This is a genomic window from Polaromonas sp. P4_H1 (assembly GCF_056400945.1).
Window position 1 is genome coordinate 37,775 of the sequence record NZ_JBFUKG010000017.1, and the last position, 13,683, is coordinate 51,457.

Genomic DNA, 13,683 nt, shown 5'->3' on the forward strand with positions numbered 1-13,683 from the left:
GACTCGTTTCACGCAGGCTCCATGTTTTTGAGTTTGATGGCACCAAGGCGAAGCAGACGCTGGTATACGCCCATATGAGCCTGCGCATTAAGCGTCCAGGTAAACTGGCCTCTAATAAGTTCGTGACCGCGCGTAGCGAGTTTCTGGCAGAGCTGCGGATCGGTCATAAATGTTGCGATGGCCTTCTCGATAGCGGGTACCGAACGGGGGGGTATCAACAGCGCCTCTTGTCCGTCGGTCACAATATCTCCGACGCCTCCCACTTGGGTAAAAATACTCGGCGCCCCAATGAACAAGGCTTCAAACAGCACTGTCGGCGTTCCTTCCGAATGAGATGGCAAGATAAAGGCGCTGGCAAAGCGCATCCATATCTTGACTTGCTGGTGCGGCACAGCGCCGATCCGCACCACGACATCCCGCAAGCCGTTCGCCGCAAGATAATCATCGACGTACGAGCCCAACTGGTTGTCGCCCACCAGAAACAGGCGCAGATTTCGCTGACCATGCGCCACCAGGTTCCTGGTCGCGTCTAGCAGTTCCTTGATACCCTTTACCTCCTTTAGGTAACCCACAAATACCAGGTTCCAGGTATCTGCGTGAGCGGCCTTGAGGGTTTGCACTTCTTGCAGTTCCGCATCGCTCAGCGAAAACTTTTCAGTGTTGACGCCGTTGGTGATGTATTGGCTTCGTTCGGCAATTTGGCCCTCGGTATAGGCAAGCCCGAGCCGCATCCCCTCACCGCTAACGAAAACATTGAAGTCGGCTCCTTCTAGGCTGATACGGACCTTTTCAAAGCATGCCCGGTTGTAGTTGGGGGCATCAATGATGCAAGTGCGGTGTATGGTATGTATTACCTTGACTTGGGGAAACAGTTCATCCCGGCAGCGGTTAGCAGCGTAACCGCAAGGATAGGTGGCATGGGCATGGATGATATCGAAAGGCCAGTCCCGGTACAGGGACTTGATCCGGCTGCGGATCCCGTGATACATCCAGTCACCAACCCGCTCATAAAGGCGGTGTCCGGGCAAGGTCAGATAGCGGGGGTGATACTTCGGATGCCCGGCATCGAGTTCTTCATCTGGCACGGCGGCCAGATCCCGATATGATTTCTTTACCAAAGTCACCGGAAAGGGCGCCATGGGGAGCGGGTGCATGACTCGCACGTCGACCCCCTGTTTGCGCAATGCTTCTGCCTGCTCATGCACAAAAGTTCCCGATACCTGGTCCTGCGAGTTGGGATACCACATCGTCAGAAATAATACTTTCATAAAAGGTGCTCGCTAGCCTTTTGCCAGTAATTGCAGATAAAGGGCGTCATACCGACTGAGAAAGCCACGGTTGTCATATTCTGCGTGCACACGGCGTAGGTTTTCTGCGCCGATACGTTTTCCCAAGGCACGGTCTGATGCAAAACGGATCAATCTATCGGCCAACGCCGCATCGTCATCCGAGGGGAAAAATAAGGCGTTAATGTCCTCCCGTAGCCAGCATAAATTACCTGAAATGGCGGAGGCCGCCACCGGAACACCACAGGCCATGGCCTCCAGAATCGAATTGCTCATGCCTTCGGAAAACGAGGTGTTAACAAACAGATCGAAACGGGGATACCACTGCTCCGGCCTGTCAGTCTCGCCAACGAAATCAATCCTTGCTGCTGAATTTCCGAGGCGCACTTGATTGCGAACCGCATCGAAATCCGGACCAGCACCGACCATAATCAGCCGCGCCTTGAGTTGCGGGTGGGTACAGTGCACGCGTTCAAAGGCACGCACCAGACAGGGCAGGTTCTTGATGCTATCAAAGCGGGCAATGGTGCCGATGACGAATTCGTCGTTCGCTCGGGCATCAGCTGCACGCGGTATGAACCGGTTCAGGTCAACCCCATTGGGGATGCAGACAATTTTTGGCGCGCCCAGCTTCCAGCGCACTCGTATATCAGCCGAAATTGCGTCATTGACTGCAACCACCCGTGTCGCCAAGCGGGCCAGCAAGGCCGAGAGAAGTTCGCGCTTCCATGGGACTCCTGCGCGATCCGCATCGTTGCGGCCATGTTCCCCGTGCAATACGACGGGTACTCTCGCTAAACGCCCCCCCAGCACACCATAGAACATGGTGGCCCAGTTGTGGCTGTGCACCACATCAAAGTGACCGTCCCGCATGAACCTGGCCAAGGCAAACAGCCGTGCCCATTGAAAACCGGGTTTGACGGGGAAGTAGGTGTGGCGCTCTTGGGGCCAAGGCAGCATGCCGCCTAAAACGGGTCGCATGGTCAGGACATGGACGTCATAGCAATTGGGGTCAAGCCCAAGCCCGAGTCGCAATACACGGCGCTCGGTTCCACCCACCCCCAAGGCATACAACAGGTGTAACACGCGAATCTTTCGCTGTGTCATGGCACCTTCCCTGAAGGGCTTCTGCACATCCATAAATATTCATCGATAAAAAATAACTACGCAACCACACTAAGCCGCTAGGATAAGAGCGCCACTTGATTTATATCAAATAGGCAGTGTTAAGCACAAACTACCCTGCAGCACACTGGGCGTGTCGCAGGTATTTATATCTTTTTTCGAAACGGGGGTAAGCGCTGTTTTTTGCGAAACATCAAACGGACAGGCAGATTAATGAATGACATTACACGATAAGCTGTGAACGGTCTACTCATCAAAATAATACATGTCCGTCCAAGGCAAAGGAAATAAGGTGTTAGTTCAACAAGCAAACAAGTTTTTCCTGATGCTTCTGTTCTCCTTGGCAGGTGTGGCACCGGTACCACTGGTTAATGCAGCTCAATCCATTGCGCCAGCGGAACCCGTATCGGATACCAGGCTGGTCATTCGCGTAGGGGCTAACCGCGTTATCAAAACCATTTCCGAAGCGGCCAGGCGGGCAAAGGATGGTGATACCGTGGAGGTGGATGCTGGGGACTATGTCGCTGATGTGGCCTTGTGGACCCAGAACAATTTGAGTCTGCGCGCCATTGGTGGCAGGGCACGTCTTATCGCGAACGGTGCGGCGATGGAAGGAAAAGGTATATGGGTGGTACGCGCAGAGGGGATGACCGTCGAAGGCTTTGAATTTTCTGGTGCAACAGTTCCAGACCACAACGCAGCAGGCATCAGGTTTGAAAAAGGTTCGCTGACCGTGCGCGATTGCACCTTTCTGAACAATGAAAACGGTATCCTGACCAGCAACTTTCCTGAACTCGTGCTCAAGATAGAGAACAGTGAGTTTGCTCTTAACGGCTATGGAGATGGTCTTACGCACAATCTTTACGTTGGCGCTATCGCGCACCTATCCGTAACTGGTAGTTATTTTCACCATGCCCGCGTTGGCCATCTGCTCAAGAGTCGGGCGGCAGTGAATCGTATTTTTTATAACCGGCTGACCGACGAGTCAGGGGGCCGCGCCAGTTATGAGCTGGAATTCCCAAATGGCGGCATAGCCTACGTCGTTGGCAACATCATCCAGCAGGGCACGCAGACGGAAAACCCGAACCTTATCTCATATGGCACCGAGGACTACAAGTGGCCAAGGAATAAGCTCTACTTGGTCAACAATACATTGGTAGACAACCGACCCCAGGGCGGCGTGTTCCTGCGCGTAAAACCCGGCAATGTGATTGTGAAGGCCGTCAACAACCTGCTGGTGGGACTGAGCAAACTTGACTCGGCCGGACCCGGTGACTACCGAAACAATTTCACAGTGGACTGGGACGAGTTCGAATTGGCCGCGCGTGAAGACTACCGGCTCAAGCACAATTCCAAACTGCTAGGCCGCGCTGTCGACGCCGGCGTGGCTAACGACCAAGCCCTGATGCCTGACAGCGAGTATGCGCATCCGAGAAAAACGATACGGCTCAAGGGCGCAGCGCGTCACCCGGGTGCGCTGCAAAGCCTCAAGTAGTGCCTTTCATTTTTTCTTTTGAATGGCCCGCTTCATGTCTGATCAGGATTTATCGCTCATACTGGGCTCGCCACGGTTTTCTGATTCGCGCCTGGCCAGCCTGGCTTTAGCAGAGGGCGTGCTGGCAGCTTGGCGCGAGGCCTTGGTAGCTTTGGGGGCGCAGGCAGCAAGCGGCGTGACCGGCGACTTTGCAGTGGGCCTGTGCGGGCCAGGGCGCACCTTCCTGGCGGTGGACCGCTTTGCCATCCGCACCCTGTGCTATCGCGTGGACAACGGGCAAATACGCTTTGCTGCCCGCGCCGATGAGCTGACTGACGCCAGCACCGAGATTGACCCACAAGCGATTTTTGACTACCTGTACTTTCACGTGATCCCATCGCCGCGCACCATCTACAAGGGCATTTACCGGCTGCCGCCAGCGCACTACGCCTTGTTTGAAAATGGCCAACTGACTGTGGCGCCGTACTGGGCGCCAACTTTCGACGAACAGCAAAACGCCTCGTTTGACGCGCTAAAGGATGAATTCAGGCAACTGCTGCACGACGCAGTAGCTTCGCAGCTTGCTGGAGGCAAACCGGCCTGTTTTCTCAGTGGCGGCACCGACAGCTCTACGGTGGCGGGCATGGTGGCCCTCGCCAGTGGAAAAACAGCGGCCACTTACTCGATCGGCTTTGACGCGCAAGGCTATGACGAGATGGAATATGCGCGTCTGGCGTCCAAACACTTCAAGACCGAACACCACGAGTATTACGTCACGCCTGATGACCTGGTACGCAGCATAGCCCTTGTAGCGGCATCGTATGACCAACCTTTTGGGAACTCATCCGCTCTGCCTGCCTACTATTGCGCCAAGATGGCTCGTGAAGACGGCGTGAGCAAGCTACTGGCGGGTGATGGCGGCGACGAACTGTTTGGCGGCAACACACGCTACGCTAAACAACGAGTGTTTGGCTGGTACGACAGCATTCCAGCTGGTCTGCGCAATGGTCTACTGGAACCCATCTCCAAGCTGGGGGTCATGAATCAGATTCCACTGATACGAAAAGCCGCCAGCTATGTTACCCAGGCAACGGTACCGATGCCTGACCGTATGATGACCTACAACCTGCTGTACCGCTTGGGTGTGCAGGAGATGCTGACACCAGTGCTGCTTGCTCAGGTGGATCAGCAAAATCCTGACCGGCAGCAGCGCTGCGTTTGGGCGGAGACTCGCACTGACGGCCTGGTGAACCGCATGCTGGCCTTTGATTGGCGCTACACATTGGCGGATTGTGATTTGCCGAAGGTGATTGGCACTACCGCGCTGGCGGGGGTGAACGTGGGCTTCCCGATGCTGGACGACCGGGTGGTGGCGTTCTCGCAACGGCTGCCCACCCATTACAAGCTCAAGGGCTTGAAACTGCGCTGGTTTTTTAAAGAGGCCCTGCGCGGCTTTTTACCGGACGAGATCATCAGCAAGAAGAAGCAGGGCTTTGGCCTGCCTTTTGGGGTATGGGCCAACACCCACCCTGCCCTCAAGGCCCTGGCCACCGACTCCCTCAATAGCTTGGCCAAGCGTGGCGTGGTGCGGGCTGATTTTGTTCAGGCCCTGCTAACGCAGCGCCTGCCGGAGCACCCAGGCTACTATGGCGAGATGGTGTGGATATTGATGATGCTGGAGCAGTGGCTTGCGGCCAAGGCACCGCAGTTCAGTCTGGCAAAATAGAATTACTTTTTTTCGTAGCAAGCTGCTCTGATATAACGCCGACAAGTGGCCAATTTGAGCACGATTAAGTGCGCAAATTCGCTAAAAGACGGCTCCCAAACTTCAGTCGGGTTTGGTCCCATGGCGTGAAGCGGCGGATTTGAAGCAGATCGTCGCCCGTGCGGGAGGCGCCCCACTCTGTGCTAACGGCAGCATCAAAGCCCAGGCTGCGCACCACCTCCACACTTTGCGGTATGTAGTCTTCACCCGGTTTGCCGTTGGGATATGCGAACAGGCCAACGCGCTCACCCAGCAGTTGCTCTAAAAAAATCTTGCTGTCCCCTATTTCCTTTCGGGCCTGCTCCTCGGTGAGCCGGGCCAGGATGGGATGAGAAACCGTGTGAGCACCGATCTGCATGCCAGCATGGCGCATGGCTTTCACCTCGTGTGAAGTCATCATCAGGTCGTCAGGTGGCTGCACCTGGGCCAGATGAGCCAGTTGTTCGGTGATGCTGATTCGTTCCGCAACGGGCCGGTACTTGATTTGATTAATGAGGGCAGCAATAGCGTCCTTCTTTTCATCAAGAGTCCTAACGGGGTATTGCCCAAAACCCAGTGAAGAAAAATCCAGCAACGGTGTTTTGCTGGCACGAATGGTCTCGATGATGGTGTCGTTCCACATGCGGCCGCCATCCAGAAAACCGGTGGCAATGAAGAAAGTGGCACTCAAGCCGTGGCGCTGCAGGATGGGCAAGGCGATGTGGTGATTGTCGGCATAGCCGTCGTCAAAGGTGATGCAGGCGGCGCGTGCAGGGAGCGTCCCGGATTTTAGGCGGGCCACAGCTTGGTCAAGTGGCAATACGTTGAACCACGACTTGAGCCAGCCACAGACCTCATCAAACCGGCGGGCATGCAACTCATCAGGAAACAGCGGGTCGGGCTCTGGCAATACCCGGTGAAAGATGAGCACCGGCAGTCGGGCACGGGGGCCAGCGGGCGACATCAAATGGAACAGTGGCGTGAGCAGCGTCATGGCTGGGTCGGCTTGGCATTCTCGCTCAGTACTCCAACTTGCGCGGAAGCTTCTTGCTCAACCTCTTTGATCCACTCTTTGCCATCCATCCAGCGGCGGCCCAGCACGACGAGAATAATAATGTTGTAGGGCAGGTCGTAATACGACAGGCTGAGGAAAGCGCCCCCCACTGCATAGCCAGCCAGGCTAACCTGACACATAGCCCCCAAGTGAGAGAGCCAATGGGTTTGAGGTAGTTCTTGCCCTTGTAGTCGCAAACGCCCAGCCGAACGCCAGACCAAAATCCAAAGCAGCAAGAACAGGAAGAGGCCCACAAAGCCATGCTCACCCAGCACCATGAAGTAGATGCTGTGCGCGGCATGAATGTCCAGAGGATTGGGCGCATACAAGGCAAACAGAGCAGGCTCGTAGATCATGAATCCACCGCCCAAAAAATTGGCTTTCGCCAAGTTCCAGGCCATCCACCAGGCGTTGATGCGCCCGGTAAAGGATGTATCTTCGCTGTAGGTGCCGATCGTTTCCATCCTTGCCCACCATGGCTCTGGCATGAACGACAATAAGATGACGCTCACAACCACGAGCAGGCCGGCCCCTACAAATTTCTTGTCACTGCGCCACCACAACACGACCCCCATGGCCGCGATGGCAAGCAGGGCACCGCGGGAGTAGCTACCCAATGCTGCAGTGGCACACAGCAGCATGGCTACAAATAGCCCGCGTTTGATCCATACCGACTCAGTCGTCAGCTGCAAAAAGCGCATAAACGGAATGATCATTATCAAGGCCAAGGCGATCTCGTTATTGCCTTCAATGAAACTTCCAGCTGGCCCCCAGACCCTGTAACTCCCTCCGGTTGTCAAAGTGAACAGCCCCCCTTTAACACCGTAAAAACCAAGGGAACCTACCAACACCCATGCCAACAGCATGATGTGCTTTTTTGAATAAAGCACCACCATGGCGACGAGTACCATCAGGTCGATCTTCATGACCCGATTCCACAAGGGGAAACTTAGATCAAAATGAAACGAGAATGGCAAAGTAATGCACATCCAAAGCATGAACAGCATCAGCACGACTGTTTCACGTGTCACAAAGAACTGGCGTCGGTCACGGGTGAGCAACACGCCCAGCAGGGTCGCCCCGGCGACGGTAGCAGCGACCGGCATGCTGCTCAGGTGCCAAGTGTACGAATGCGGGTTCATGATACTGATCCAGGTCCAACCCAGAATGCCGATCCAGGGGTGCAATAGACCATATGCCGCAATACCAACGATGACTGGGCCGAGTACCAAGTCACGCATGGACTGACCCCAGTACCTGGGCTGCGAAGCCACTAATCAGACCGACCCGCGCTTCGGACATGCTTTGATAGAGCGTCGAAAAGGGCAGCAAACGGATAATTTCGATCTTCACATCATCTCCCTCGTTCACGACCCAGCAGAGCCCAGTTGGCTTGCACGGGGGGCATTTCCTTTTCTGATTTCTGAAAACAAGCTGACCACCTTTTCAGCATGCTGTCTCCATGTAAGTTGTTTCCGTGTGATGACCTCGCCGGCAGCAGCAGCGACCCGCTCACGCAACTCCACATTACCGGAAAGTGTATCGAGCGCTTTCTCGATACCGTCCGGACCTTGGGGGTCGTACAAAAGCGCATCTACACCATGGGTAAGGATTTCGTGATGGTTGGGCTGATCGGGCGCGATGACGGCTTTTGAGAGCGCCAGGTACTCGAACAAACAAAGGGGAGAGGCGTAAGGTACTAAAGCAGTCTGCAAGGCAATATCAAAAGCCATGGACAGGGCGGGAACCTTCTCACGTTCCACGGCACCCGTGAATGTGAGTCGATCTGACACGCCGTGGCTTGCCGCACACTGCTCCACTTCGAGGCGAGCGGGTCCATCTCCAATTACGAGTAGGTGAACATTTTGATCGGCAGCCCGCAGTGCGATCCATTTCACGATTCTGTCGAGCCTGTCCCACTCGCGAACAAAACCGGTAAAACCCACGACGACACGCCCGGTCAACCCGAGCAATGCCTTCGCTTCTGCACATGAGGGAAGAACAGCGTAGTGGTTCTCATTGATGGCGTTGGGAATGACCCGAATCCGACCGGGATCCACTCCCTTTGAAACCATGTAGTCTGCAAGGACCTGAGTGACTGGCAGGATCACATCAGCATTTTTCCAGACGTACAGCTCCAGCTTATCTGCAAGTCTTGGCCATGCGAGACCACCATACTGACGCCGCTCAACTGCCATGGGCGCATTCACTTCGAGTATCAGTGGCAAACCGAACCGCTTCTTCACCCATACGCCAGACAACAGGTAAAGGTTGTAGCGCTCGTAGATGCCATCTGGCTGAAATTCCCGGATATTTCGAACCAAGCGCCTGTAGGCCACCAGCGAGTAGGCCAGTTCCGCCAGCTCGTAAACCGATCTGGGCAGAAATACCTTGAGTCGCCCCACCCATCCGGCACTGCCCCCAGAGGGGTTGTGCCCATCCACACTGGGCGCGCATTCCCTGACGATATGGCCATTGGACCTGAGCCCACGAATCATCTCTTCAATATGCGTGGACTGGCCGTCACGAGATGCGGTTCGATGATGATAAAGAATTTTCATATATGCAACACGGGCGTGGCTTCCATTAAACCTTGTACGTGACGTTGCGCAAGAAGGCGTCGTACATCAGCAGCGCCCAGAGCGGCGTACTGTGATCACGAGCGCCTGACTCATGCTGCTCGAGCAAATGACGGATCGTGGTGGGATTGAACCATCCTGAATCAGCCACATAACTACCCAAGAGTGCCTCGCGCACTCTCATGCGCAATGGACCGCGAAACCATTGCGCCAAGGGAACTGCAAATCCCATCTTGGGCCGGTACAGCACGTCGTGTGGCAAGTGGGGTTCCAGGGACCGCTTGAAGATGTACTTTCCTTCTGATCCCCGCATCTTGAATGCTGATGGCAGCGTTGCCACCCATTCCACCAGTTCATGGTCCATCAGCGGATCGCGCACCTCCAGGGAATGGGCCATGCTGGCACGATCGACCTTGGTATTGATATCCCCGACCAGATAAGTTTTGAGATCAAGGTACTGGACTAGCGCAAGCGGATCAGCCGTACCAGCGAGGTTGGCGTGCCAGCGAAACACCTCCCTAGCACTGTACCCACCAAGCTCCCTTCTGAATGAGTCACTGTAAAGCTGACTGCGCAGGGGCTCACGAATTAGTGACATCGTATGGAAATACGCCTCGACCGAATCGCGTGCCTGCGCTTCAAAAGTGGTCTTTGCACGGAAGATGCGGGGCGCCCAATCAGCTTTTGGATACCATCGCCCCAGCGCACCAAATACCGCACGGCGCAATCCGAGCGGCAACGTCGCACGCAATTTTTGTTCTAGCAGATGCGTGCGATAACGGCGGTAACCTCCAAAAGTCTCGTCGCCACCATCCCCTGATAACGCTACAGTCACGTGCTTGCGCGCCAGCTGGCAAACCCGGTAAGTGGGGATGGCTGAACTGTCGGCATAGGGTTCATCGTACAGGCGAGCCAGCGTGTCGATGAGGTCGAAATCGTCGCTCTCGACGGTTTCAACGCGGTGGTTGGTGTGGTACCGGTCGGCGACTTTTTGCGCAAACGCGGACTCGTTGAAGGCCGGGTCGTCAAAGGCGATCGAGCAGGTGTTGACGGGGTCAGCGCTCAAGCCGGCCATGGTGGCCACCACCGCGCTGGAATCAACACCACCCGACAGGAAAGCACCCAATGGCACTTCGGCGATCATGCGCAGGCGAACAGACTCCTTCAGTCGCTCCACCAGCTCGGCCCGGGCATCGGCCTCCGAGATGGGATTGTCCAGGCTGAACTTGACATCCCAGTACGCCACCGGCTCACGCATCGGCTGGCCACGCCGGATGGTGAGGGTGTGGGCCGGCGGCAGCTTGTTGGCTTGCTTGAAGATGGTGCGGGGTTCGGCTACATAGCCCAGTGCAAAATACTCTTCCACCGCCAGGGGATCGATGTCGCGACGCAGGCCACCGTGTGCAAGTAGGGACTTGAGTTCGGAGCCGAACAACAGCGTGCCATCGTCCAGCAGCGCGTAGTACATGGGCTTGACGCCCAACCGGTCCCGCGCCATGAAGAGGGTTTGCTGGTTGCGGTCCCACAGGGCAAAGGCAAACATGCCGCGAAAGCGCTTGACGCAGTCGGCACCCCAGGACTCCCATGCGTGGACGATGACTTCGGTGTCGCTCTTGGTATGGAACACATGGCCTAGCGCCAGCAGTTCGGGGATAAGTTGCTGGTAGTTGTAGATCTCTCCGTTGAAGATAACCACCACTGAACCGTCTTCGTTAAATAGCGGCTGCTGGCCGGTGGCAATGTCGATGATGGACAGGCGCCGGTGGCCCAGGCCCACTCCGGGCTCGATGTGCAGACTGCCTTCGTCCGGGCCGCGGTGCAACTGCGAGTTGTTCATGCACTGGAGTACGCCGCGGTCGATGTCACTGGCGCCGCGGGTGTCAAAAATTCCGGTGATTCCGCACATGTTGCCTGCTAATCTTGTTGAATGAAGCAATTGAGCCGCATCTGCTAATCGTACACAGACTGGTAAGTGGATACCATAGCCCGTATGCTGAAATTCGCCTGCATGCGCTGGCGACCTGCTTCACCCATGCTGCGGGCCTGTTCCGGATTTCACGCAAGCGCCACCAATTGGTGAGCCATTGCCTGCGGATTGGCAGGCGGAACCATGTACCCGGTCCGCCCATGCACCACCAGATCAGCATTGCCACCCACCGCTGTGGCAATCACCGTCAGGCCGCTGGCCATAGCCTCCAGAATGGCGTTGGAAATGCCTTCGGCCAGTGACGGTAAGGCAAAGGCGTGCAAGCCACGCATGATGTCGGCCACATCGATTCGCTCACCGGACAGCCATGCCAAGTGGGCCACTCCTGCGGCCTCCAGGCGCAAGGGCCCCTCCCCCACCATGACCAATCGAATCCGGGTTTCAAGTTCAGGTGCCAGAGCAAGAGTCCGAACAAACGCGTTCGCCAGCATGACCTGATTTTTGACGGTCTGCATGCGCCCCACTGTTCCGATAAGCCAGTGTCGTGCGGGCTCGAACGGGCAACCGGCTATGCGCTGCGGCCCATCACACGCCGGGTAAAAGTGCTCGGTGTCAACCCCGTTGTAGGCCTGAGTTATTTTGTCGTGCCGCACCTTCACCTTGTCCACCAAGTAGTCGTCCAGGTCACGCGACAGGGCCAAGTAGTGGTGAACGAACGGCTTGTAGAAACGGCGTATGCGCTGGTAGGCGACGTTGCTGCCGTCCAGGTCGCCCACATCACGGCCATGTTCACCGTGGAACCGGCACGCCCGCTGCCCAAGCTGGGGCCTGCACTTCGAGCGCGGCAAGGTTTCGGCTGTGGACGATGGCGAGGCAGAGTCGACGGAACAGTTTGAATAGCTTGGGGTATTGCCAGAAGCCGTGGCCTGGTGGCTTGCGCAGCGAGATGAATTCAACATCGGTGCGCTGAATGCGCCGGGAGAAGTCTGTAACCTCGGTCGGAGCCAGCACAGAATGCCGATACGCCTGGTAGGGCATGTGGTTGATGAGGTTGACAATGCCATTTTTTAGCCCGCCAGTGTCGAAGCGGTACATCACGTGGAGCACAAGTGGACGAGGATCACCCTGCATATACAGCCTTTGCTGACGCGTCGTGCTGCCATAACCTTTTACAGGCCCTTTTACAGGCGTCTTTACAGGCGCCAGAGCCGGTAACCAGCGCCTTCAATGGCGCTACGGTCGAAAGCCGCTTTAACGTCAATGAACGCGCCACCTTTTACCAGTTTTTTTGCAAAATCGTCCATGCTTAATTCGGCAAATTCCTTATGAGCAACCGCAGCTACGATCGCATCAGCCCTGGGCAAATCAGCCCAGGCCAACAGCGGCACACCGTACTCATGCACGGCCGCATCAGATTCAGCCAGCGGGTCTGTCACATACACTTCTACACCATATGACTTGAGCTCATTGATGATGTCAATGACTTTGGAGTTGCGCAGATCGCCACAGTTCTCCTTGAACGTGAGCCCGAGCACGTTCACCTTCGCACCCTTGATGTGGCTGCCCGCTGCAATCATCTGCTTGATGGTCTGCTCTGCAATGAATTTCCCCATGCCGTCGTTGATGCGGCGGCCGGCCAAAATAACCTGGGGGTTATAGCCCAGCATTTCGGCCTTGTGGGTCAGGTAGTAGGGGTCAACGCCAATGCAGTGGCCGCCCACCAGTCCCGGCTTGAATTTAAGAAAATTCCATTTGGTACCAGCGGCTTCGAGTACCTCCGTCGTGTCAATGCCGAGCTTGTCGAAAAGGATGGACAACTCGTTCATCAGGGAAATATTCAGATCGCGCTGGGTGTTTTCGATCACTTTGGCGGCTTCTGCGGTCTTGATGCTGGAGGCGCGGTGCACACCGGGCACGATGATGGTCTCGTAGAGCCTGGCCACTTTGTCCAGCGTCTCAGGGGAATCGCCCGAGACAATTTTGAGGATTTTGGTGAGAGTGTGCTCCTTGTCGCCAGGGTTGATTCGTTCCGGCGAATAGCCCACGAAAAAGTCCTGCTTCCACTTGAGGCCGGATTCACGCTCCAGCACGGGGATGCAAACCTCCTCGGTGGCGCCTGGATAAACGGTGGATTCATAGACCACGATCACACCTTTCTTCATGTGACGTCCGACGCTGGTGCTGGAGCCGATGAGCGGACGAAAATCGGGAATATGGGCGTTGTCTACAGGTGTTGGCACAGCCACGATGATGATGTCAGCCTCGGCCAGCATGCTGGGGTCTGCGGTGTACACGGCGTGGAGAGACGCCCGCATTTCCTCGTCTGACAGCTCACGAGACGGGTCAATGCCTTCAAGGCATGACTTTACTTTGGATACTGCAATATCAAACCCGATGGTGCGCAGGTGCTTGCCAAACTCCACCACCAACGGCAGACCCACATAACCCAAACCGATCACAGCAACTACAGTCATTTTGAAATCTCCATCGCATT

At 56.0% G+C, this 13,683-nt stretch carries 11 protein-coding genes; 2 read left to right on the plus strand and 9 right to left on the minus strand.

Annotated elements, in window-relative coordinates; translation table 11 throughout:
• Window positions 1-8: 8 nt before the first annotated feature.
• Both AC1DS5_RS19875 and AC1DS5_RS19880 read right to left on the minus strand, forming a co-directional pair.
• On the minus strand, window positions 9-1,268 hold the full coding sequence (locus AC1DS5_RS19875; protein WP_477719981.1) for a glycosyltransferase: 1,260 nt from the start codon (window positions 1,266-1,268) through the stop codon (window positions 9-11).
• 12 nt (window positions 1,269-1,280) lie between these two features.
• Window positions 1,281-2,426, minus strand: coding sequence for a glycosyltransferase family 4 protein (locus AC1DS5_RS19880; RefSeq protein ID WP_477719982.1), 1,146 nt, complete (start codon window positions 2,424-2,426; stop codon window positions 1,281-1,283).
• 250 nt (window positions 2,427-2,676) lie between these two features.
• On the opposite strand from AC1DS5_RS19880, the gene AC1DS5_RS19885 reads away from it, so the two are divergent.
• Window positions 2,677-3,906, plus strand: a complete 1,230-nt coding sequence (locus AC1DS5_RS19885; protein ID WP_477719983.1) for a right-handed parallel beta-helix repeat-containing protein — start codon at window positions 2,677-2,679, stop codon at window positions 3,904-3,906.
• A 34-nt stretch (window positions 3,907-3,940) separates the two neighbouring features.
• Window positions 3,941-5,611 carry an asparagine synthetase B family protein gene (locus tag AC1DS5_RS19890; RefSeq protein WP_477719984.1) on the plus strand — a complete coding sequence of 557 codons (1,671 nt, stop codon included), beginning with the start codon at window positions 3,941-3,943 and terminating at the stop codon, window positions 5,609-5,611.
• A 64-nt stretch (window positions 5,612-5,675) separates the two neighbouring features.
• Here AC1DS5_RS19890 and AC1DS5_RS19895 read toward each other — a convergent pair whose 3' ends face one another.
• The 7 genes from AC1DS5_RS19895 to AC1DS5_RS19925 form a co-directional block, all read right to left on the minus strand.
• Window positions 5,676-6,623, minus strand: a complete 948-nt coding sequence (locus tag AC1DS5_RS19895; RefSeq protein ID WP_477719985.1) for a polysaccharide deacetylase family protein — start codon at window positions 6,621-6,623, stop codon at window positions 5,676-5,678.
• Window positions 6,620-7,924, minus strand: coding sequence for a putative O-glycosylation ligase, exosortase A system-associated (locus AC1DS5_RS19900; RefSeq protein ID WP_477719986.1), 1,305 nt, complete (start codon window positions 7,922-7,924; stop codon window positions 6,620-6,622). The genes AC1DS5_RS19895 and AC1DS5_RS19900 overlap by 4 nt, the downstream gene beginning before the upstream one ends.
• 126 nt (window positions 7,925-8,050) lie before the next feature.
• The gene (locus tag AC1DS5_RS19905; protein ID WP_477719987.1) at window positions 8,051-9,244 is read right to left on the minus strand and encodes a glycosyltransferase family 4 protein; all 1,194 of its coding nucleotides are present in this window, start codon (window positions 9,242-9,244) and stop codon (window positions 8,051-8,053) included.
• A gap of 25 nt (window positions 9,245-9,269) precedes the next feature.
• The gene (locus AC1DS5_RS19910) at window positions 9,270-11,168 is read right to left on the minus strand and encodes an XrtA/PEP-CTERM system amidotransferase (RefSeq protein ID WP_477719988.1); all 1,899 of its coding nucleotides are present in this window, start codon (window positions 11,166-11,168) and stop codon (window positions 9,270-9,272) included.
• A 149-nt stretch (window positions 11,169-11,317) separates the two neighbouring features.
• Window positions 11,318-11,965, minus strand: coding sequence for a glycosyltransferase (locus tag AC1DS5_RS19915; RefSeq protein WP_477719989.1), 648 nt, complete (start codon window positions 11,963-11,965; stop codon window positions 11,318-11,320).
• A 13-nt stretch (window positions 11,966-11,978) separates the two neighbouring features.
• Window positions 11,979-12,284: a glycosyltransferase gene (locus AC1DS5_RS19920; RefSeq protein WP_477719990.1), complete on the minus strand. Its 306-nt coding sequence runs from the start codon at window positions 12,282-12,284 to the stop codon at window positions 11,979-11,981.
• A gap of 98 nt (window positions 12,285-12,382) precedes the next feature.
• Window positions 12,383-13,663: a nucleotide sugar dehydrogenase gene (locus AC1DS5_RS19925; protein WP_477719991.1), complete on the minus strand. Its 1,281-nt coding sequence runs from the start codon at window positions 13,661-13,663 to the stop codon at window positions 12,383-12,385.
• Window positions 13,664-13,683: the final 20 nt, after the last annotated feature.